20 protein-coding genes are annotated in these 21,994 nt (G+C 66.6%); 6 read left to right on the forward strand and 14 right to left on the reverse strand.

Features of this window, described 5'->3' with window-relative positions; genetic code table 11:
* Positions 1-73: 73 nt before the first annotated feature.
* The gene (locus DIR46_RS06740) at positions 74-940 is read left to right on the forward strand and encodes a pirin family protein (protein WP_109344548.1); all 867 of its coding nucleotides are present in this window, start codon (positions 74-76) and stop codon (positions 938-940) included.
* Here the strand turns inward: DIR46_RS06740 and DIR46_RS06745 are convergent.
* Together DIR46_RS06745 and DIR46_RS06750 are read right to left on the reverse strand one after the other, a co-directional pair.
* Positions 926-1,303, reverse strand: coding sequence for a hypothetical protein (locus DIR46_RS06745; RefSeq protein ID WP_109344549.1), 378 nt, complete (start codon positions 1,301-1,303; stop codon positions 926-928). The two genes, DIR46_RS06740 and DIR46_RS06745, sit on opposite strands and share 15 nt — an antisense overlap.
* Before the next feature lie 35 nt (positions 1,304-1,338).
* Positions 1,339-1,737, reverse strand: a complete 399-nt coding sequence (locus tag DIR46_RS06750; RefSeq protein ID WP_109344550.1) for a hypothetical protein — start codon at positions 1,735-1,737, stop codon at positions 1,339-1,341.
* Between the two features lie 410 nt (positions 1,738-2,147).
* Here DIR46_RS06750 and DIR46_RS06755 point away from each other — a divergent pair, with 410 nt between their 5' ends.
* Together DIR46_RS06755 and DIR46_RS06760 are read left to right on the forward strand one after the other, a co-directional pair.
* Positions 2,148-3,218, forward strand: a complete 1,071-nt coding sequence (locus tag DIR46_RS06755) for an asparaginase (RefSeq protein WP_109344551.1) — start codon at positions 2,148-2,150, stop codon at positions 3,216-3,218.
* Between the two features lie 72 nt (positions 3,219-3,290).
* The gene (locus tag DIR46_RS06760; RefSeq protein WP_282433179.1) at positions 3,291-4,892 is read left to right on the forward strand and encodes a methyl-accepting chemotaxis protein; all 1,602 of its coding nucleotides are present in this window, start codon (positions 3,291-3,293) and stop codon (positions 4,890-4,892) included.
* Positions 4,893-4,917: 25 nt separating this feature from the next.
* On the opposite strand, the gene DIR46_RS06765 is transcribed toward DIR46_RS06760, so the two are convergent.
* Positions 4,918-5,775: a hypothetical protein gene (locus DIR46_RS06765; protein WP_109344553.1), complete on the reverse strand. Its 858-nt coding sequence runs from the start codon at positions 5,773-5,775 to the stop codon at positions 4,918-4,920.
* A 127-nt stretch (positions 5,776-5,902) separates the two neighbouring features.
* Between DIR46_RS06765 and DIR46_RS06770 the strand changes: the two genes are divergently transcribed.
* The gene (locus DIR46_RS06770) at positions 5,903-6,781 is read left to right on the forward strand and encodes a hypothetical protein (RefSeq protein ID WP_109344554.1); all 879 of its coding nucleotides are present in this window, start codon (positions 5,903-5,905) and stop codon (positions 6,779-6,781) included.
* Here DIR46_RS06770 and DIR46_RS06775 read toward each other — a convergent pair.
* The 8 genes from DIR46_RS06775 to DIR46_RS06810 form a co-directional block, all read right to left on the reverse strand.
* Positions 6,682-7,371 (reverse strand): fumarylacetoacetate hydrolase family protein, encoded by a 690-nt coding sequence (locus DIR46_RS06775; protein ID WP_109347931.1) that lies wholly within the window; start codon positions 7,369-7,371, stop codon positions 6,682-6,684. The genes DIR46_RS06770 and DIR46_RS06775 overlap by 100 nt on opposite strands.
* Before the next feature lie 78 nt (positions 7,372-7,449).
* On the reverse strand, positions 7,450-9,657 hold the full coding sequence (locus DIR46_RS06780; protein WP_109344555.1) for a hybrid sensor histidine kinase/response regulator: 2,208 nt from the start codon (positions 9,655-9,657) through the stop codon (positions 7,450-7,452).
* Positions 9,658-9,845: 188 nt separating this feature from the next.
* The gene (locus DIR46_RS06785; protein WP_109344556.1) at positions 9,846-10,787 is read right to left on the reverse strand and encodes a LysR family transcriptional regulator; all 942 of its coding nucleotides are present in this window, start codon (positions 10,785-10,787) and stop codon (positions 9,846-9,848) included.
* A gap of 25 nt (positions 10,788-10,812) precedes the next feature.
* Entirely contained in the window at positions 10,813-11,793 is a 981-nt protein-coding gene (yjfF, locus tag DIR46_RS06790; protein ID WP_109347932.1) for a galactofuranose ABC transporter, permease protein YjfF, read from the reverse strand.
* Positions 11,790-12,821 carry an ABC transporter permease gene (locus tag DIR46_RS06795; protein ID WP_229446611.1) on the reverse strand — a complete coding sequence of 344 codons (1,032 nt, stop codon included), beginning with the start codon at positions 12,819-12,821 and terminating at the stop codon, positions 11,790-11,792. The genes yjfF and DIR46_RS06795 overlap by 4 nt, the downstream gene beginning before the upstream one ends.
* A gap of 59 nt (positions 12,822-12,880) precedes the next feature.
* Entirely contained in the window at positions 12,881-14,404 is a 1,524-nt protein-coding gene (locus tag DIR46_RS06800) for a sugar ABC transporter ATP-binding protein (RefSeq protein ID WP_109344558.1), read from the reverse strand.
* Positions 14,405-14,411: 7 nt separating this feature from the next.
* Positions 14,412-15,386: an ABC transporter substrate-binding protein gene (locus DIR46_RS06805; protein ID WP_109347933.1), complete on the reverse strand. Its 975-nt coding sequence runs from the start codon at positions 15,384-15,386 to the stop codon at positions 14,412-14,414.
* Positions 15,387-15,530: 144 nt separating this feature from the next.
* Positions 15,531-16,508, reverse strand: a complete 978-nt coding sequence (locus tag DIR46_RS06810) for a ferritin-like domain-containing protein (RefSeq protein ID WP_109344559.1) — start codon at positions 16,506-16,508, stop codon at positions 15,531-15,533.
* 240 nt (positions 16,509-16,748) lie between these two features.
* Between DIR46_RS06810 and DIR46_RS06815 the strand changes: the two genes are divergently transcribed.
* Both DIR46_RS06815 and DIR46_RS06820 read left to right on the forward strand, forming a co-directional pair.
* Positions 16,749-17,336, forward strand: coding sequence for an RNA polymerase sigma factor (locus DIR46_RS06815; RefSeq protein WP_109344560.1), 588 nt, complete (start codon positions 16,749-16,751; stop codon positions 17,334-17,336).
* Entirely contained in the window at positions 17,333-18,037 is a 705-nt protein-coding gene (locus DIR46_RS06820; RefSeq protein WP_109344561.1) for an anti-sigma factor, read from the forward strand. Before DIR46_RS06815 ends, DIR46_RS06820 begins: the two co-directional genes overlap by 4 nt.
* A gap of 73 nt (positions 18,038-18,110) precedes the next feature.
* On the opposite strand, the gene DIR46_RS06825 is transcribed toward DIR46_RS06820, so the two are convergent.
* From DIR46_RS06825 to DIR46_RS06835, 3 genes are all read right to left on the reverse strand, one after another.
* Positions 18,111-18,389 (reverse strand): DUF4986 domain-containing protein, encoded by a 279-nt coding sequence (locus DIR46_RS06825; RefSeq protein ID WP_229446522.1) that lies wholly within the window; start codon positions 18,387-18,389, stop codon positions 18,111-18,113.
* Positions 18,390-18,466: 77 nt separating this feature from the next.
* A complete protein-coding gene (locus DIR46_RS06830) occupies positions 18,467-20,014 on the reverse strand; it encodes an alpha-N-arabinofuranosidase (RefSeq protein ID WP_109344562.1) in 1,548 nt (515 codons plus the stop codon).
* A 25-nt stretch (positions 20,015-20,039) separates the two neighbouring features.
* A complete protein-coding gene (locus tag DIR46_RS06835) occupies positions 20,040-21,950 on the reverse strand; it encodes a glycoside hydrolase family 97 protein (protein WP_109344563.1) in 1,911 nt (636 codons plus the stop codon).
* Between the last annotated feature and the right edge of the window lie 44 nt (positions 21,951-21,994).

Raw genomic sequence — 21,994 nt, forward strand, 5'->3', positions numbered from 1 at the left:
GCACAGGCATGCGCGCACCCGATCCACGTTTTCCGCGTATCGTTACGCGCTTCGCACCGAGAGAAAACGCGCCATGACTGACAAGACCATCCGCCGCCTGCACCCTGCCCTGCGCGACGACATCGGCGACCTGCTGACGCAGCGCCCCGTGCCCTCGCACCAGCTCGAGCAGATCGATCCTTTCCTGTTCCTGAACCACCACGGCCCGCAGGTCTACGGACCGCACAACCGCGGCCTGCCGTTCGGACCGCATCCACACCGCGGCTTCGAGACGGTCACCTTCATCGTCGACGGCATGCTGGCGCACCGCGACAGCGCCGGCCACGAAAGCGTGATCCACGCGGGCGGCATCCAGTGGATGACGGCCGGCAGTGGCATCGTGCACGCCGAGGTATCGCCGCGCGAATTCATGGAACACGGCGGCCCGCTCGAGATCCTTCAGCTGTGGGTGAACCTGCCGTCGCGCCTGAAGATGAGCGCGCCCGCATACACGGGACTGCAACGCGGGCAGATCCCGGCCCTGGCGCTCGATGGCGGCAAGGTGACCATGAACCTGATCGCCGGCAAGTGGGAGACCAGCACGGGGCCGGTGCGGTCGCTGACCGGCGTGTTCATGAGCACGGTCGCGATGCAGGCCGGAGGACAATTCAGGGCGTCCGGCCTGCATGGGCGCAATGTGCTGCTGTACGTGGTGCGTGGACGCATCGGCGTGGGCAACCACGGCGATCCCGTCGACGCTTGCCAACTGGTGGAACTGGATGAGAACGGCGACACCGTGCATATCCGGGCCGAAGCCGATACGCTGCTGCTGTTCGGCCACGCCGAACCGCTCCGCGAACCGGTGGTGGCGCACGGCCCCTTCGTCATGACCACCCGCGAAGAGATCGTGCAGGCGATCGCCGACTACCAGGCCGGGCGCTTCGGTTCAACGCAGGCTTGAGGCCACCCGGCGTTCGGGTCCGCTCCTGAGCACCACGGCGTGGGGGAAAGGGCCGCCTTCGAAGTCCAGGCTCAATTCGCTGCCCACCGCTTCGAAGCGGTCACCGCCGATGTGGACGATCTCGACCGGCCCGGCGCCGACATCCGCATACAGCTTGCGGCTCCGTTCGCTCACGCGCAGGGTGCGGCCATCGTCGAGCCGGTAGACGCCCTGCATGCGCTTGTTCATCAATGGATCGAGGTAGGCCTTCTTCGCCTGGACCGCCTCGGCGCCGCCGCCGTCGGCGGATGCGGCCGGCGCCGCGAGCGCGGGCAGCGCCGCCAGGGCCGCCGCTGCACACAACACGATATGCTGGATGCGCATGGTGCTCCTCCTGTCAGGTCGGGTGGGCATCCGGATCAGCGCTGGGTCGCCGCCAACGCGCGGTTGCCGGCTTCGCGCACGTAGACGGTATGCGCCGCGCGCTCGCCCTCGAAGCGCATGTTCAGGTCCTTGCCCACTGCGACGAAGCGCTTCTTGCCGACGTGGATGAGTTCGACCGGGCCATCGCCCAGGTCGGCGTACAGCGCGCGCTTGCCGTCCTCGACCTTGCCTTTGACCTCCAGCACGCGGCCATCCTCGAGCGCATATTCGCCCTGCACGCGGTCGTACGCGAACGGCGGCATGCGCACCTGTTGATGGGAGCTGCGCACTTCCACCACTTCCTTGCCCGCGCCCTGCGGGGCGGCGAGGCTGGACAGCGACAGGGTGGCGGTGGCGGCGGTGATGGCGAACAGGGCGATGTGCTTGATGCGCATGATGTCTTTTCCTTTCAGGTCGGATGCGAGAGAAGAACCCGTGCGGCAAGCGTTCGATCGCTCGTGAAGAGGCCGCGTGGTCCACGTGTGTCGTCGTCGCCAGGGCTGCGTTTTGTCTGGCGATGAACCCAGTCTAGCCAGACTGCGCGCGCGCTCAAGCGGCAGTGGGATGAAGCGCTGAAACGCGCGACGAAATGCCGAAAACGCGAAGCGAACGGGAGGTGCATACGCGTGTCGTTCGCACACGTCTGCACCCCGTCTGCATGCGTGTTTTCCGGCTTTTTTCCGACCCCGGCCACCGGTGCATGTCGAGGCTCGGCGGGGCCGCCGTGGCGCCCCGTCAAGCGTGTGTCCGCATTGCGTACGGATGCCGTACATTAGGGCCATCGACAACCAACCAGACCCAACCCATGCAAGCGATTCCTCTCGTCGCGACCACGCGCGGCTACCCCGACTCCGGCAACGTGACCGAGAACGTCCATTGGGGTTCCATCGCCGTGGTCGACACCCGCGGCCGGCTGTTGTGGTCGGCGGGCGATCCGGACTATCCGACCTTCACCCGCTCCGCCCTGAAGCCGTTCCAGGCCCTTCCCTTCATCCTGTCCGACGGCCCGGCGCGCTTCAGCCTCACGCAGGCCGAGGTGGCGCTGCTGTGCGCCAGCCATTCGGGCGAGGACATCCACCTCGAGGGCGTGCGCGCGATCCTGGACAAGATCGGCCTCGCCCCCGGCCACCTCGAATGCGGCTGCGCGCAGCCGCTGCACTACGAGTTCACCGGAACGAAGCCGCCGCCCGATGCGCAATGGACGCAGCTGCACCACAACTGTTCCGGCAAGCACAGCGGCTTCCTGGCCTGGTGCCGCCTGCACGATGTGCCGACCGCCGGCTACGTCGAGCGCGCCCACCCGCTGCAGCAGGCGATTCGCGCCGCGCTGGCCGACACCGTGGGGCTGCCTGCGGAGGCCATGCCGTCCGGGATCGACGGCTGCTCGGCGCCGAACTATGCGCTGCCGCTGTCGTCGCTGGCGCACCTGTATGCGCGCCTGGCGCATGGCAGCAACGACCCGCAGCTGGGCGGGGCGATGGGCATCCTGGGTGAGGCCATGACGGCGCGGCCCGACATGGTCTCGGGCCAGGCGCGCACCGACCTGCACTGGATGACGGCGGGCGGCGGCGACTGGGTGGCCAAGATCGGCGCCGACGCGGTGCAGGCGATCGGCGTGCGCTCGGCCGGGATCGGCATCGCGATCAAGATTGCGGACGGCAACAGCCGCGCGCTGCATCCGGCGGTGTATGCCGTGCTCGACCAGCTCGGCCTGCTCGACGCACAGCGCAGGGCGGCGCTCGAGCGCTACCGCCAGCCTGCGATCCAGAATGCGCGCGGCACGGTGGCGGGCGATATCCGCCCCTGTTCGCGCTCGCGCGCGCCAGATGAGGGATGGCGGGCTGGGCGTGCGTCTTTACAACACCTGTCATTTTAGGCATTTCATTTCAGGCTTAAAGCGTTAATACTTGCTAAGCGGAATTTTCCGTTTCTCGGGATTACTGACATCGTGTTTACCAATCTACGCATCGGCTCGCGCCTGACACTCGCGTTCGCCACGATCCTCATCCTTTCCCTCGCCGGCACCGCCTTCGCGCTCTATACGACGCGCAGCAGCGCCGAAGCGACCCACGAGATGATGCAGAAACCGTTGACCAAGGAACGCCTCGTCTCGGACTGGTACGTGCTGACCTACTCGGCCATCGCCCGCACGTCGCTGATCGCACGCAGCACCGACAGCACGCTGTCGACCGTCTTCGCCAAGCCGATCAAGGACAGCGTCACCGACACCACCGCCATCCTCAAGAAGGTCGAGGCGCTGCTCGATTCGCCGCAAGAAAAGCAGACGCTGAGCGAGATCCTCGCGCTGCGCAAGACCTACCAGAACGCCAAGGAACTGGTGATGAATGCGCGCACTGCGGGCGATGCGGAAGCAGCCGAACGCGCTTACGAACAGGCTTTCGCTCCGGCGGCCGCGGCCTATGGCGCCAAGGTGCAGAGTCTGCTACAACTCCAGCGCAAGGCGATCGACCAGACCGCGCTTGCCATCGAAGCGGCGAATCAGCGCAGCACGCGCCTGGTCGTCCTGCTGGCCGTACTGGCGGCCGCGTTGGGTTCGGTCGCTGCGGTCATGATCACGCGCAGCATCACGAAACCCCTGGGTTCGGCGCTGACGGTCGCGCAAACGGTCGCGGCGGGCAACCTCGGCAATACCTTCGCCACCTACCCGAAAGACGAAGTGGGCGACCTGATGCGGGCACTGGAAACCATGAACGGCGCCCTGGCCCGGGTCGTGGCCGAGGTCCAGCAAGGCACCACCGCCATTTCCACCGCATCGGGCGAGATCGCGGCCGGCAACCTCGACCTGTCCGGCCGCACCGAACAGCAGGCCAGCTCGCTCGAAGAGACGGCCGCCTCGATGGAAGAACTGACGGCCACCGTGCGCCAGAACGCCGACAATGCGGTGCAGGCCAATGGCCTGGCCCAGGCGGCATCCGAAGTGGCGGCGCGCGGCGGCGCCATCGTCGGCCAGGTGGTCGACACGATGGGTTCGATCGACGCCTCGGCGCGCAAGATCGTCGACATCATCGGCGTCATCGACGGCATCGCCTTCCAGACCAATATCCTGGCCCTGAACGCGGCGGTGGAAGCGGCGCGCGCCGGCGAACAGGGCCGCGGCTTCGCCGTGGTGGCGAGCGAGGTGCGCAACCTGGCGCAGCGCTCGGCCAGCGCGGCCAAGGAAATCAAGGGCCTGATCGGCGACTCGATGACCCAGGTGAATGCCGGCACCGCCCTGGTGCAGCAGGCCGGCACCACCATGAACGACGTCGTCACCAGCGTGGCGCGCGTGACCGACATGATGTCCGAGATCACCTCGGCCACCCAGGAACAGCGCACCGGCATCCACCAGGTGAACGAGGCGATCACGCAGATGGACCAGGTGACGCAGCAGAACGCGGCGCTGGTGGAACAGGCCGCCGCTGCCGCGGCCAGCATGCAGGAACAGGCGGCGCGCCTGGCGGAGGTGGCGGCCGGCTTCAGGCTGGGCAATGGGGATGCGGCTTCCCAGCCGCGCCTGGCGCGGCGCACGTCCCCGGCGCTGGCGATGTAAGGCCCGCCGGCGGCCTGCCGAAAAATCAGGCCGCCAGCCGGCGCAGCATGGCGGCGATCGCGTCCAGCGCCGAGGAATCTTCCCAATAGTTCTCGTGCGACAGCGGATTCCAGCTGCGCGCCAGCAGGCCGGCAATGCCGCCGCCGGCATTGATCGCGCGGTCCTCGACCAGCGTGCGGTAGCCCTGCGACAGGGGCTGCAGCGGCCAGCCCAGCACGTCGTCCGGATCGTAGAAATTGATCCACTTGAACAGCGAGGTCGGCGGCGCGATCGGGATGATGTCCATCTCCTTGTGCGCGGCGACGAAGATCGGAATATTGCAGCCGGTGGTGACCAGGCCGGCGCAAGTGCCGCCACCCAGGAACACGCGCTCGCTCGCGGTCAATGGCCGGCCCAGCGCGCCGGAGGCCCAGGCGTCGATATCGCGCCAGATGCCGGCGCCCACCGGCCACCCGGCGGCCGCCTTCTGGGCGTCGTACAGATAGCTCGACAGCACCTGCCCGCCCAGCGACTGGGCGACGAACACCACCGGCATGTCCGGACGGACCGCATGGCACGACAGCAGCGCGCCCGCGATCTCGCCCTGGGCCAGCTCATAGACCGAGCCGGGGTTCTCCTTGCGGGTTTCCAGGCCGGCGGCGTCGCCCAGGCCGTACAGCACGAACTTGCGCAAGGCGTCGTAGCGCACCTTGCCGCCGGCGGCGGTGCGCTCCCAGACCTGGCGCTGGTTCTCGTGCAGGATGCCTTGATAGTAAACCGAGCGCATCGTCACCTGGGGCGCCAGCCCGCCCAGGCGGCTGCGCAGCTGCGCCATCAGGCCGTCCGCATACGCGGGCAGCGTTTCCCCCATGCCATGCACGGTGATCAATGCGACTTGGGTCATGGCCCTTCTCCTTTTGGATCTGGCGCAATGTGCGTCGATGTCACTAGCGTATCAAACTTCGGGTGAATCGATGCGTCTCAAAACGCTGGCAGAATGTCGAGCTTGTCGACCCTTTCCTCCCTGCTCCATGGACATTCTTTTCGACCGTTATGCGGATGCGATCCGCGCGCTGGATCTGGCCGGCATCGCCGCACCGGCCGACATCCCGCATAATTTGCTATTGGCAAATGAGGGGCGCTACCGCAGCTACTACATCCCGTTCGAATCGGTGAACCGCGCGGCGCGCGTGGTGGTGGTCGGGATCTCGCCCGGCTTCGTGCAATGGAAGAATGCGATGCGCGAAGCGCAGCGCGGGATGGCCGCGGGCGCTTCAACCGACGAGGTGCTGGTGGCGGCGCGCCAGGCCGGCGCCTTCAGCGGCGCGATCCGGCCCAACTTCGTGGCCCTGCTCGATGCGATCGGCGTGCAGCGCTGGCTCGGCATCGCCAGTTGCGCCACCCTGTTCGGCCCGGATGCCGGCCTGGTGCACATCGGCGCCATCCTGCGCCATCCGGTCTTCGTCGACGGCAAGAACTACAGCGGCACGCCCGCCATGCGGCGCCACGCCTTCCTGCGCGAAGAAACGCTGCGCTACTTCGCGCATGAAGCAGCCATGCTGCCCGACGCCCTGTACATCCCGATGGGGGCCAGCGTCAGCGAGGGCCTGGACTGGCTGGCGGCGCAAGGCGTGCTGCCTGCGAGCCGCATCCTGCACGGGCTGCCCCACCCTTCCGGCGCGAACGCCGAGCGGGTCGCCTACTTCCTGGGCCGCAAGGACCTTGCTGCGCTATCGGGCAAGACCAACGGCGCCCGGCTCGACGCGGCGCGCCAGGCCTTGCAGGCGCAGATGGCGGGCTTGATCGACGGTCAGCGGATCTCGAGCTCGAAGGTATCGACGCCGTCGACGCCGCCGCGCACGCGGTCGCCCGGCTCGAGCGCCGCCACGCCCGACGGCGTGCCCGAATAAATCAGGTCGCCCGGCGCCAGGGTCACGAAGCGCGACAGGTAGGCGATCACGTCGGCGATCGGCCAGATCAGTTCATTGAGGTTGCCTTCCTGGCGCAGGGCGCCGTTCACTTCCAGCCAGATGCGGCCTTCAGCCGGGTGGCCCACTTCGCTCACCGGATGCAGGGCGCTGATTGGGGCCGAGGCGTCGAAGCCCTTGGCCATGTCCCATGGGCGGCCGGTGTCCTTGGCCACCGCCTGCAGGTCGCGCCGGGTCAGGTCCAGGCCCACGCCATAGCCCCACACCAGGTCGAGCGCGCTGGCCGGGTCGACGTTGGCGCCGCCTGCGCCCAGCGCCACCACCAGTTCGATCTCGTGGTGCAGGTCGTCGGTCGACGGCGGATACGGCACCGCGCCGCTGGCCGGCACCACGGCGTCGGCCGGCTTGGTGAAGAAGAACGGCGGTTCGCGGTTCGGGTCGCTCCCCATCTCGCGCGCGTGCGAGGCGTAGTTGCGGCCGACGCAGAACACGCGGCGCACCGGGAAACGGCTGCTCGAGCCGCTGACGGCCACCGAAGGGGTGGCCGGTGCGGTGATGACGAATTCGGACATGCTCATCCTTTCATGGAGGAAAGCATGATGATACTCCCGCCGCCGCTAGCCGTGGTCACGGGCAATATCCCGGGAAATTCAGGCTGGCGCCATCGTCTCTTCGGATTCGGACGCCGACGCCGGCCTGGGAGCCGATGCCGCCTCCGCCACCGCCGCAAGCGCCGCGCTGGACTCGAGGATGCGCGCCAGCGCCGTCATGTCGACCGGCTTGACCAGGTGGTGGGCGAAGCCTGCCTGCAGCGCCCGTTCGCGGTCCTTGGCCTGCCCGTAGCCGGTCACGGCGACCGGCACCGTGGCCGCCGTTTCGGGCAGGGAGCGCAGTTCCTGGGCCAGCTGGTAGCCATCGACGTCGGGCAGGCCGATATCGATCAGCATCACGTCGGGCCGCTCGGCGCGCGCGCGGCGCAGGGCCGATTGGGCGTCGTATTCGACCGAGGTGGCGTGGCCCTGCACCTGCAGCAAGGTGGACAGGCTGTCGGCGGCGTCGCTGTTGTCGTCCACGATCAGCACCCGCAGCTTGCGCTGCAGGACGGCGCGCGCGTCCTCAGGGTCGCCCGGTCCTGCTTCACTGCCGTCGCAGGCGCCCGCCACGCACGGCAAGGTCAGCGTGAAGGTGCTGCCGAAGCCGACGCCTTCGCTGTGCGCCGCCACCTCGCCTTCGTGCATGTCGACCAGGCGCTTGACCAGGGTCAGGCCCAGTCCGAGCCCGCCCTGCGAGCGCGCCAGCGTGCGCGCGCCCTGGGTGAACAGGTCGAACACGCTCGGCACCAGGTCGGGCGGCATGCCGGAGCCGTTGTCGCGCACGCGCAAGGCCATGCGGCCATCGACCGCCTCGAGCGCGAGCGTGAGCTGGCCGCCTTTCGGCGTGTACTTGGCGGCGTTGTTGACGATATTGGCCACGCTCTGCACCAGGCGCGTATGGTCGCCGCGCACCCAGACCGGCGCGTCGGGCAGCTCCACCCGCACCTGGTGCGATTTTTCCAGCACCAGCGGGCGGGTCTGGTCGAGCGCCCCGGTCACCACCTCGCGGAAATCGATCGTCGCCAGCTTGAGCTTGACCAGGCCGCGCGTCACGCGCGAGACGTCCAGCAGGTCGTCGATCAGGCGGCTCATGTGCTTGACCTGGCGGCTGATGATGGAACTGGTCTGGCAGATGCGCGGCTCGGTGGCGAACTGCATGCTCAGCAGGCTGGCCGAGCTGCTGATCGGCGCCAGGGGGTTGCGCAGCTCGTGCGCCAGCATGGCCAGGAATTCGTCCTTGGCGTGGCTGAGACGCTCGGCCTGCACCCGCGCCGCGCGCTCGCTTTGCAGCAGCGCGTCACGCTCGAGCGCCGCAGCGCGCAGCGTTTCCTCGAGACGCGAGCGACGCACCACCTCGCGCGTATGGCGCGCCACGTCCTCGGCCATCGCCGTCTCTTGCTCGGTCCAGTGGCGCGCGAACGGCTCGTGCAGGTAGAACACGGCCGACAGGCGCGCCTCCTCGATGATCGGCACGATCACCACCGCGCGCGCGTCGATGCCGGCATAGGCCGCGACGCATGGCGCCGAGCGGGGATCGGCCCCGACGTCGTCGATGCGCACGGTGCGGCCCTGGCGCAGCATGTCGGCGATCGCGGATCCGAATTCATCCAGGGGGTGCGACATGCCGGCCAGGCTGGCCATGCGGCCCTCGGTCCAGTCGCGGTCGATGCTGACGGTGCGGCCGGCGGAATCGATTTCACCATAGCCGACGCGCGCCACGCCGAGGGTCTGCCCGGTCATGGCGCTGGTGGCCTTCATGATGTGGACAGCGTCGTCCAGGCCGTCGAGGGTTTCGCCCAGCTTCTGGTGAAAAGCGTGGCGGTGCTGGGACAGCACGTCCGACGTGGTTTCGGTGAGCACGCAATAGACGCCGGCCACCTGCCCTGCATGGCGCGCCGGGGACAGCGAGACGGAAAAGAAACGCCGCTCGCGCTTGCCGTTGCGCTCGAATTCCATCAGGGCGTGCTGGAGCTGGGTCGCTTCGCCGGCCAGCGCGAGTTCGAAATAGGGACGCATGCGCTCCCACAGCTCGGGGCGCACGCTGGCGTATGGCGCGCCACGCGCTGCCGGGTGCTTGTCGCCGAGCAGGTCGGAATAGGCCTCGTTGTAGAACAGGCGCAGGTCGTCGCCAATGGCCAGGAACATCGGGAAGCGCGAGGCCTGGATCAGGTCGCCAATGGCGCGCAAGCCCTCAGGCCACGTGTGCGGCTCTCCCAGCGCCAAACCGCCGACGGCCGCCGGCGGGAAACTGCTCAGATTGCTCATCAGGATTAACCCAGAGTGGTTCTCGCGAAGCTGGCTGGGCTTGATACACTGGAACGTTTCCCATCGCGTTCTTATTGCCCCGCCGCCAACATTTTTTTATTGACGCGATTATAGCGAGCAAACAGAACGGGCTGCGCCCGTTACACATCAGCGACGTTTGATGGTTGCAACGGTACTACAGCAATGTGCTAATAGATCTCGGCGGCGGCGGCCCGCACGGCGGTCAAGAGCAGGTCGGCGCCCGGCGACAGCAGGTGGTCTTGCTGGCGGATGATGCCGAAAGCATCCATCTTGCATGGCAGCTCGATCGGCAGGATGCGCATCACGTTCAGCGAGGCGTAGTACTGCGCCACCTCTTGCGGCATCACGTGCAGAGCGTCGGTCTGCTGCAGCAGCGCCGTCACCAGCAGGATCGCCGTCGTGTCCACCACATTGACCGGCGGCGCCAGGCCGGCGCGCCGGAACATCATGTCGAAGCGGTGGCGCAGGATGCTGCCCGGCGACGGCAGGATCCACGGCCGGGCGGCGATGTCCTCGAGGGTCAGTCCGCGCCGCTCCAGCAGCGGATGGCCGGGCCGGACGACGGCGCAGGCCGGCTCCTCGCTCAGCTCCTCGTAGATCAGGCCCGTCGAATCCTCCTTGTCCAGGATGCGGCCGATCATGAAATCGAGGGTGCCGTGCTTGAGCTTGTCGAGCAGGAGGTTGCTGGATTCGAGCTGCACGCCGATGCGCAGCAGCGGCGCCTGCTCCTTGATGCGCGCGATCGCGCGCGGCAGCAGCGCCATCGCCGGCGCCATGATCACGCCCACCTCGACCTGCCCCGCCTGCCCGGCCTTGAGCGCGACGATGTCGTCGTGCGCCAGCGCCAGGCTGGTGAGCGCCATGCGCGCGTGGCGGATCATGGTCTCGCCGTAGATGGTCGGCTCCATCCCGCGCGGCAGGCGCTCGAACAGGCGCACGTCGAGCATCTCTTCCAGGTCCTTGACCTGCTTGGACGCCGCCGGCTGCGTCATGTGCAGCTCCTCGGCCGCGCGGTGGATGTTGCGGTAATCGTCCAGGGCGATCAGGAGCAGCAGCTGGCGCGTCTTGAGGCGCGCTTTCAGGAACCAGTTGGGGTTTGTCGTATCCATCGAGAAATCATATCAGCCCGGCGTCTCACGGTGATCTGAACGCCATCACCCGCTGCACCACACAGAACACGAACAGCAGGCCGCCGATCACGATCCTGGTCCACCATGAGCTGAGCGTGCCGTCGAAGGCGATCAGGGTCTGGATCGTGCCCAGCACCAGCACGCCGGACAGCGCGCCGAGGATGTAGCCATAGCCGCCGGTGAGCAAGGTGCCGCCGATGACCACGGCGGCGATCGCATCGAGCTCCGTGCCCTGCGCATGCAGGCCGTAGCCGGACAACATGTAGAAGGCGAACAACAGGCCCGCCAGCGAGGCGCAGAAGCCGCTGAAGGCATACACCAGGATCTTGGTGCGGCCGACCGACAGGCCCATCATCGCGGCCGACTGCTCGTTGCCGCCGACCGCATACACGGCGCGTCCGAAGCCGCTGTAGTGGGCTAGCAAGACCGCGAAGGTCAGCATGGCGAGCGCGATCAGTGCGCCGGGAGAAAGAAAGCCGCCGAAGAACGGGATTTGCGTCTGCGACATCGCCACGAACAGCGGATCCTCGATCGTGATCGACTCGATGCTGATCAGGTAGCACAGGCCGCGCGCCAGGAACATCCCGGCCAGGGTGACGATGAAAGGCTGCAGGCGGAAATAATGGATGACGGCGCCCATGCCGCCGCCGAACACGAAACCCAGCGCCAGCACGGTGGCAATCACCGCCAGCGGCGGCCAATGCGCCACCTGCAGCAGCCAGGCCGCGATCATCGTCGACAGCGCCAGCACGGCGCCGACCGACAGGTCGATCCCGCCCGACAGGATCACGAACCCCATGCCGATCGCGATCACCAGCAGGAAGGCGTTGTCGATCAGGAGGTTGAGCATCACCTGAAGCGACAGAAAACCTTCGTACAGGGCGCCGCCGACCAGCAGCATCGCGGCCAGCAGGACCACCGTGACCAGCGAGGTAAAGGAAGGCGCGCTCGACAGCTTGCGTGCCTGCGCGACGACCGCGTTCATGCCGCCCTCCGCTTCCACAGGCGCCTGAACCCGTCCGACTGCGAGATACAGACCAAAAATACGACGACCGACTTGACGACCATATTGACCTCGGGCGGCACGCCCAGCGAATAGATGGTGTAGGTGAGCGTCTGGATGATCAGCGCACCGATGATGGAACCGGCCAGGCTGAACTTGCCGCCGGCGAGCGAGGTGCCGCCCAGGGTCACGGCCAGGATGGCGTCGAGTTCCAGCATCAGGCCGGCGTTGTTGGCGTCCGCGCTCTTGACGTTGGAGCTGATCAATAGGCCCGCCATGCCGGCGCAGGCGGCGGCGAACACGTAGACGAACACGATCAGGGCCGCAGTGCGGATGCCGGCCAGGCGTGCGGCGACCGGATTGATGCCGACCGCCTGGATGAACAACCCGAGCGCGGTATGGCGCAGCAGCAGCGCGGTGACGCCGAACACCGCCACCACCACGAACAGCGCGAACGGCAACCCGAACAAATAGCCGCTGCCGAGGAAAAAGAACGGTTGATAATAGACGGTGACGATCTGGCCGTCGGTCAGCAGCTGGGCCAGGCCGCGCCCCGCCACCATCAGGATCAGGGTCGCGACGATGGGCTGCAGGCCCAGGCCGGCGACGAGCAGGCCGTTCCACAGGCCGCACAGCAGCGCGGCGCCGAGGGCGGCGGCCATCGCCAGCAGCATCGGCGTCTCGGCCACGTAGACCGGCACGCCGTCCTGGACCACCATCGTCCCGCCAATCAGCATCGACGCCACGGTGCCGGACAGCGCCACCACGGCGCCGACCGAGATGTCGATGCCGCGCGTGGCGATCACCAGGGTCATGCCGATCGCCGCCAGCGTCAAGGGAGCGGCGCGATTGACGATGTCGACCAGGGAGCCGTACAGGTGGCCGTCCTTGATCTCCAGGCGGAAAAAGCCGGGGATGAGAAGAAAATCGATCAGCAGCAGCGCGGCCAGCGCGGCCAGGGGGCGGAACAGGTGATGCCCTGTCGCGCGGGCGAGCAGCGAGGCGGGCATGGGAGCGATTGGTTTCGCAGCCGGCGTGGCCTGCGCCACGGGTGCTTGCTCCTTGACGATCATTGACAGCCCTCCCCTGCGATCACGTGCAGCACCGAGCTGTCGTCCAGCTCGCCGCGGCGGTACTCGCCGCAGGCCTTGCGGTCGCGCATGACGACGATGCGGTCGGACACGCGCAGCACCTCGGGCAGTTCGGACGAGATGAACAGGATGGCCATGCCCTTGCGGCACAGCGTGGTGACGTAATCCATGATTTCCTGCTTTGCGCGCACGTCGATGCCGCGGGTGGGTTCGTCGAGGATCATCAGCTTCGGTTCGGTGGCCAGCCAGCGCGCCAGCAGCACTTTTTGCTGGTTGCCGCCCGAGAGCGTGCCGATCGGCGTTTCGATGGACGCCGTCTTGATCCCCAGTTGCCTGACGTAGTGATCCGCCAGCTCCTGCTGGCGCCGCAGCGGAATCGCACGCAGCAATCCCTGGCGCGCCTGCAGCGCCAGGATCAGGTTTTCGCGTACCGACAGGTCCAGGATCGCGCCCTCGTGCTTGCGGTCTTCGGAGCAGAAGCCGATGCCCTCGCGGATCGCGTCGCGCGGAGTAGCGAAGATGGTCGCACGGCCGCCGATCTCGATCGCGCCATCGTCCGCCCGGTCGGCGCCGAACAGCAGGCGCGCGGTCTCGGTGCGGCCGGAACCCAGCAGGCCGGCAAGGCCCAGCAACTCGCCCTGCCTGATGCTCAGGTCGAGCGGCGCCAGCACGCCACGGCGCGCGAGTTCTCTTGCTTGCAGGAGGGCCGGGCCGGCCTGGTGGCCTTCTTCGATGCCGGTCTGCGGCTGTTCCTGGGTGTCGGCGGCCACCCCGATCATCTTGTTCACCAGGGCCAGGCGCGACAGCTCGCTGCACAGGTATTCGCCTTCGCGCTCGCCATTGCGCATCACCGTGATGCGGTCCGAAATCGCGTAGGTCTGTTCGAGGAAGTGGGTGACGAACAGGATCGCCATGCCCTGCTCGCGCAGGTTGCTCAACACCGAGAACAGCAGCTGCACCTCGGCCTCGTCGAGGCTGGACGTGGGTTCGTCGAGGATCAGCACATTGGCCGAGATGTTCAGCGCACGGGCGATGGCCACCATCTGCTGGATCGCCAGAGGATAGCTGGCCAGCGGCCGGCCGACGTCGACGTTCACCTGCAGGCGAGTCAGGAGCTCCTGCGACAGGCGACGCATGCGGCGCCAGTCGATCATGCCGAAGCGGCGCGGATAGCGGCCGATGAAGATGTTCTCGGCGACCGACAGGTTCGGGCACAGGTTCACTTCCTGGTAGACCGTGCTGATGCCGAGTTCCTGGGCGTGCTGGGTCGAACGCGGTTCGATCCGCTCGCCATCGAGCACGATGCTGCCGCGTTCCGGCTGGTAGACGCCCGTCAGCACCTTGATCAGGGTGGACTTGCCGGCCCCGTTCTGGCCCATCAAGGTATGGACTTCGCCCGGATACAGGCGCAGGCCCGCATCCGACAGCGCTTTCACGCCCGGGAACTGTTTGTGGATGCCGGTGACGTCGAGCACCGGCAGCGCCGTGGTCGAGGCGGGCATGGCCGCCTCAATATTTACGGTTCGGGAATTCCTTGGCTGCGACTTCGGCCGGGAAGACACCTTCTTGCACCACGACGCGCTTCAAGACCGGCTTGCCGGCCTTGACCGCCCTGGCCGCTTCCATCAGCTGCGGGCCGAGCAGCGGATTGCATTCGACGGTCACGTTCAGCTTGCCCTGCAACATGGCCTCGAACGCACCGCGCACGCCGTCGATCGACACGACCAGGATGTCCTTGCCCGGCTTGAGGCCGGCTTCCTCGATCGCCTGGATGGCGCCGATCGCCATGTCGTCGTTGTGCGCGTACAGCACGGTGATGTTCTTGCCCTCGGACTTGAGGAAGGCTTCCATCACCTCCTTGCCCTTGGCGCGGGTGAAGTCGCCGGTCTGGGAGCGGATGATCTTCAGGCGCGGCTCGGTTTTCATGACTTCCGCGAAGCCGGCCTTGCGGTCGATAGCCGGCGCCGAACCCACGGTGCCCTGCAGCTCGACGATGTTATAGGCGCGGGTCGGGTGCTTCTTCGCGTGTTCGACCAGCCAGCGCGCGGCGCGGCGGCCCTCTTCCACGAAATCGGAACCGAGGAAGGTGACGTACAGCGACTCGTCGCTGACCTTGACGCCGCGGTCGGTCAGGATGACGGGGATATTGGCGCGCCTGGCTTCGCGCAGCACGGTATCCCAGCCGGATTCCACGACCGGGGAGAAGGCGATGACGTCGACGCGCTGCGCGATGAAGGAGCGGATCGCCTTGACCTGGTTTTCCTGGCGCTGCTGGGCGTCGGCGAACTTGAGGTTGATGCCGGCCTTGTTGGCGGCGTCCTTGATCGAGGCGGTGTTGGCGGTGCGCCATTCGCTTTCGGCGCCGACTTGCGAGAAGCCAATGGTGAGGGGCTTGGCGGCGAAGGCCGCGTTCAGCGGCACAACGGTTGCGGCCACAGGCGCGGCAACTGCGACGCCCAGGAAATTCCTGCGGGTGAGGCTCATCACTTTGTCTCCGGTATTGTTGTTCTGCAATCCTAGGACAAAGTGAGATACTGATCCAATCAATTTTTTGAGCGTTGCGATATATATTTGAATATCTATCACGACCTGCCCCCGGACCGGCGGGGCACGTCGTTCGATCGCGGCTCAGGAATATGCGGAGCTCATATTCAACACCCCATTCGCCCCGCGCGGGAAGAACCCGCCCATGGTCACCGACTCCCTGGTCAGGTAAACGATATTGAGCACATCGCCTGGCGTGCGGCTGAAGGCGATGCCGTCCTTATCCAGCGGTACGATGTTCGACACCGTCGCGTCCGAAGCGTGGACGATTCCCTGGTCCACATCGCTCGTCCCGTCGAGGCTGTCGCGCGCATCCGAGATCGCGCCGGCCGCAGTGCGCAGCGATGGCGTGCTCAATCCCTTCGAGTACAGCACCGTGCGGACCAGGCCCGCATGATAGGCTTCGGCCGCCAGGATGCCGGCCGCCGCCTCGAGGAAGGTCTTGTTCTGGATGAGTGGCGACGCGCCCTTGTAGGCGGTCACGCCGACGTCTTCGAAGATGAAGGCGCCGAGCAGGAAGTTTTCGTCGCTGGCATACGGGTCGAAGGCGACGCCCGGGCCAACCAGACCGGCGGCCCGGGCCGCGCTCGAGAATGCGCCATTCGGATCGGTGCCGCCAATGTCCAGCGCCGGCTGGGCCACCGCCGCAGCGCCAAGCGCGCCGCGCAGGAAGGCGACGTGGGCGATCTCGTCCTGCGCGATTTCCTTCGCATACTGGGCCACCAGCGGATCCTTGAACTGGACCTGGCGGCCACCGGTCACCGCGCCTTGCGTCCCGGCACCGTTCAGCAGATTGGCCGGAAGGCCGATGCCAAGCGCCGCATAAGAATAGAACTGCGCTTCCAGATACTCGAGATTGAGCGCGAAATTGAGGATGTCGACATCGGTCGGCGTCGCAGCCTGCGCGATGGCGTCCTTGACCGAGCCGCCGCAGGCGCTCAGGAAAGTACCGCCCACCATGCCGACGCTGATGCCGCCGACATTCTTGAAGAAGGAACGCCGTTGTTCGAGCTTTTGCTTGCGTGATTCGAGTAGTGCCAAGGTCACATTCGTGTCTGTCATGGTAGTTCTCCTGTTGGAATAACGTCAAGAAACCGGGCCAGCGCGTGCTCGAAAATTTCAATCAGGAAATCTGCTTGAAACCGGCGACACAACGCATACAGCTTGTACTCGCGAAGGCTGCGTTCGGTTTCAACTATTTGAGGACGCGCATGGTCTCTCGCGTGCGCGTGCTGGGCGATATCGCGTGATATTGTCGAAACGAGCAGCTCTCCGTCCAATGCGCTAACTTCAAGGTGCCAGGTGCCAGACTCCAACCCGATCGATCCCGAACAGCTGAGGGGCTGGCTACAGGCAGCGGCGCGGCAAGATGGGCGGGCTTTCCGCCTGCTCTACGACGCCACATCGCCAAGACTGTTTGGCTACGCGTTGCGCATATTGGGTAAACGGGAGTTGGCAGAGGAAGCCGTGCAGGATGGATTTGTCGCGATCTGGCATGGCGCGGCCAGTTATCAGGCACAGCTGGCCGCACCCATGACGTGGATGACCACCATCGTGCGCAACAAGGCGCTCAACCTGCTGCGCAGACATGCGCACGACGCCGGCATCGATGGCCCGGTGTTCGACGAGTGCGTCATGGCCGCACTGCACGATCCGCAAGCAACGCCTGTCGATGCCTTGCTCATCAGCCGCGAAGCCAAGGCGCTGGCCCATTGCATGTCGACGCTCGGGGGCGCCCACCGGCAAGTCGTGGGGCTGGCATTCTTCCATGACCTGTCGCACAGCGAGGTGGCGCAGCAGATGGCCATACCCATCGGCACCGTCAAGACCTGGATCCGGCGCAGCCTCGAACGTCTCAAGACCTGCATGGCGAAAGGCGAACGGCCATGAAGCTGCGCGACCATCCCGTCCTGTCCGACAAACTGGCCGCCGAATACGTGCTGGGTACGCTCAAGGGAGGCGCGCGGCGGCGCTTCGAGACCCATCTGCGCGAGGACCCGGCGTTGCGCCGCCTGGTGAACGAATGGGAAGAACGCCTGGCGCCGATGGCCGAGTTCTCGCCCCCGCAACTTGCTCCCGAGCGGGTCTGGCTGTCCATCGAACGACGGCTCGGATTGCAGCGCCGTCACGCCACCTGGCAATTCTGGCGCAGCGAATCGCTGGTCTTCTGGCGCACGCTTGGACTGGCCTCGATGGGCTGCGCACTGCTTCTGGTGGGCGTGATCAGTTCGTCGCTGCTGGACCGTCCACAGGTCGATTATCTCGCCACGCTCCAGGACGACAAGGCCCGCACCGCGCTGCTGCTGACGGGCGACGCACGCCGCGAGATCCTGACCGTGCGTCTGGTCGAGCCCGCCCCAGTCGCCGCCGATCGCAGCCTCCAGCTGTGGGCCGTGCCGAAGCAAGGCAATCCGCGTTCGATCGGCGTGCTGTCCGACCGCGGCGTGATCGAACTCGGTTTGAGCCGTACCGCGATCGGCGACGATGTGGCGCTGCTTGCCGTGTCGCTGGAGCCGCGCGGAGGCTCGCCGAATCCGGACGGGCCGACGGGGCCGATCCTCTACAAAGGCAACTGGGTGCGGATTCTGTAGCGGCCTTGGCGCAGCAAACGTAATCCAGCCACCCGGCCAGTCACCGAACCCGGCCTGGCGACGAAACGCACGCTCAGCTTGCCCCGGGCGGCCTGCCGCATCGACGCGCGAATCGGATAATCCACGGCACCAGCCCGGGCGCCGTGAACGTCGGCGGCTTGCCGGCCACCGGCTTGAAGCGGGCGTTGAAACCGGTCGAGTCGCTGACGAACATCGGCGCCGGCGCCGGCGCCAACGGGCAGGTCGGCCCCGAGGCGATCTGGCCCGTGCGCGAGTCATCGGCCAGGTAACACAGCTTGTCGTCACCGGGCATGCGCGTATGCGCCGCCAGCACGACCGGCCCATGCGGCATGCGCCGCACCGGTCAGCGCGGCCAGTGCAGCAGATACCGCCATCGCTCGAGCCGCGATCGCGCGCGCGGCCCTTACTTCACGCCTGGACGGCGAAGACCATCACGGCCTTGGCCGGCACCTTGATCGTCAGCTTGCCATCGGCCGCCTTCGCACTGAACGGCGCCGGCTTGACCGCCTGCGGCTGCTCGAAGGTGTTGTGGGCGTCCATCTTCTCCGCGGTCAGTATCTGGCCCGTCACGCTGCCCACGTCCAGGCCGGCCACATTCAGCGCCACGTCGCTGGCGCGGGTCGGGTGCGTGTTGACGAGGGCGACGTAGACCTTGCCATCCTTGCCGCGCGCCGCCGTGGCACTGATGCCCGGCACCGCCTTGCCATCGCTCGAATAGGCCACGTCGTTGTCCACGGCCACCGGCAGCCTGGTCGCATCCTGGAACGGGATGTACATCTTGTAGGCGTGGTAGGTTGGCGTCAGCAGCATCTTGTCCTTGTCGGTGATGATCATCGCCTGCAGCACGTTGACCATCTGCGCGATATTCGTCATGCGCACCCGCTCGGCGTACTCATGGAAGATGTTGAAGTTGAGCGCGGCCACGACCGCGTCGCGGATCGTGTTTCGCTGGAACAGGAAGCCCGGATTGGTGCCCGGCTCCACGTCGTACCAGGTGCCCCATTCGTCGACGTAGAAGCCGATCTTCTTCTGCGGATCGTTCTTGTCGAGGACGGCGACATTCTGCCTGATGTACTGATCCATGCGCAGCGTCTGTTGCATCGTCGAGAACCATTCCGACTCAGGGAAGGCCGTCGCTGCGCCCTTCTTCTCCCACACACCCGTCGGCAAGGTGTAGTAATGGAAGCTGATGCCATCGGTGCCGCGCGCGGCCTCGCGGCTCAGGACGTCGGTCCACTGGGTATCGTTGCCATGGCCGCCGCTGGCGACGATCTTCGGCCGCGCGCCCGGCGGCGTCTTCAGGAAGGTCGCGTAATGGTTGTACAGGTGGGCGTAATACTCCGGTTTCATGTTGCCGCCACAGCCCCAGGCCTCGTTGCCGATGCCGAAATAGGCGACTTTATAGGGCTCCTTGCGGCCGTTCTTGCGCCGCAGTTCGGCCAGCGACGACTTGGTGCTTGATGTCATGTACTCGAGCCATTCGGCCATCTCCTGCGGGGTGCCGGAACCGAGATTGCCGTTGACGTAGGCTTCGGTGCCAAGCAGCTCGACCAGGTCGAAGAACTCATGGGTGCCGACCGCGTTGTCCTCGGCCACGCCGCCCCAGTGGGTATTTACCTTGACCGGGCGCTTGTTGCGCGCGCCGATGCCGTCACGCCAGTGATACTCGTCGGCGAAGCAGCCGCCCGGCCAGCGCACCAGCGGCACCTTCAGTTCCTTCAGCGCTCCCACCACGTCGTTGCGCCAGCCGCGGGTATTCGGAATCCTCGAATCCGGCCCCACCCACAAGCCCTCGTAGATGCCGGTGCCGAGGTGTTCGGCGAACTGGCCGTACACGTTCTTGTTGATGACCGGACCCGGCTTGGTGGTGTCGATCGACACGCTCACCTGGGCGAAGGCCAGCGCCGGCAAGGCGGCAAGACTGCATGCGAGGATGATGGGTTTGAGTGCTTTCACTGTCGTCTCCTGGTTTTAGTAAGTCTTATTTGAATACCGCGACGAAGCCGCCGCGTGGTTTGATGCCGATGCTGGTCTTGCCGGCCTTGATCGGGGTCTGGACGAACGCGCGCTCGCCATCGCCGTCGGTGGTCAAGGTTCCACTGCGTCCCGCGATAAACGAGAGGTCGAGGTCGACACTGCGCTCTTCATTGTCGGCATTGAATCCGGCCACATACCAGCTGTCGCCGCTTTTTCTCGCGATGACCGCATGGCGGCCCGGGTAGCCGTCGATGAAACGCACGTCGTCCCAGCTGCGCGGCAGGTCGCGCAGCAGGTTCTTCACGTAATCGGGAACGCCGGCCATGCCTTCGGGCCGCTCGGCGAAGTGCTGGATTCCGGACAGGAACAGCACCGCCTCGGCCAGCTCGAAGCCGTTGCGGGTGACGCGTCTGATCCTGGGGATGTCGCCGAATACCAGCGGCGTGTAGTCCATCGGGTCGAACAGGTTGCGGGAAAACGGCAGCATGGCCGCGTGCGGCGGCATCGCATCCTGGTCCTTTTGGTCGAAGGTGGTGAACTCGAAGCCCTTCACCGCCTCCACCGTCATCAGGTTCGGGAAGGTGCGCGACCAGCCGCGCGGCAAGGTGGCGCCGTGGAAGTTCACCAGCAGGCCGGCATCGGCCGCGTCCTGCAGCATGTCGACGTAATAGGCGATCATCGACTTGCCGTCGCCGGCGAAGAAGTCGACCTTGACGCCCTTGACGCCCATGTCGCGCAGGCGCGCGAACTCGCGCGCACGCGCTGCGGCGGTGAGCAGCGCCCCTTTCGGAGTATATGGCGTCTTGTTCCAGGCGCCGGACGAGTTGTACCAGACCAGGATGCCGATCTTCTTCGCGGCGGCATAGGCGACCAGCTCGCGCATGCGCCCAAAGCCGATCTTGCGGTCCCAGTCGGCATCGACCAGCGTGTAATCCCACCCCATGTCGGCGGCGTAGTCCACGAAGCGCTTCTGGGTGTCGATACAGGTGCCGTCGTCCTTGAGCAGCGCCCAGCTCCAGGATGCGTGGCCGGGCTGGACCTTGGCCTTGTCGAAGGCGATCGCAGGCGCCGCGAGATCGGTCCCGAGCGTCGATTCGACCAGCGTGCGCAGGCTGCCCAGTGCGACGATGCGCCACGGCGTGAGCAGGTCGCCCGTCGACTCGGCCAGCAGCGCGCCGTTCGTGAACACCTCCGGCGGGGCCGGGACGTCGAGGCGGTAGACGCCGCCGCGCGAATCGGTGTGCAGGCGCGAGGCGTGGAAGCTGCCGTCCAGGTTCGCCTCCGTGAGCGCGACCCAGGTGTCGCCGCTGCGCAGCAGCGCCGGGAAGACCCAGCCGGCGCCGAGCGTGGACGGGGTGCCGACCGGGATCTCGCGCTGGTAGTGTTCTTCGTAGGAGGGATTCGTGTTCGACCAGCCGGTCTGGGCGACCGCCATCGGCTGCAGCCAGGCTTTCGTGGACTTGTCGAAGGCGAAGCCCGTGGTTTCGCGTACGAACTTGAGGTTCTTGCCGGCGACGCGGTAGCGGAAGGCGACGCCGTCGTTCGAGACGCGGAAGGTCACGTCCATCGCCTGGCCCTGGGCGTTGCGCACGGTATGGGTCTGTTCGTTGGCGCGGTAGGTGATGTGGCGCTTCTTGGCGGTGGCCAGTTCGTAGCGGTCTTCGATCGGCTTGACCGGGGAGCTGGCGGCCAGCGTCAAGCCCTGAGTCAGGTCGGCGCCTTGCACGGCGATGCCCAGGCTTGACGGCAGGATGACGGGATTGCCGTCGCGGGTGACGGCATAGGTCAGCGCGCCCGCCGGCGACACGTTGACGTCGACCGCGATGTGCCGGTCAGGGCTGGTGAGCGGTGCGGCATGCGCTTGCGCGCAGAGTGTTCCAACGACGAGCAATGCGGTGAGGCGGAATGCGGTCATGACGGTCTCCAATGGTCCTCGTCGCCACGCGAGCAGCAACGACG

Source organism: Massilia oculi (assembly GCF_003143515.1).
In the GTDB taxonomy this organism is placed as follows: Bacteria; Pseudomonadota; Gammaproteobacteria; order Burkholderiales; family Burkholderiaceae_D; genus Telluria; species Telluria oculi.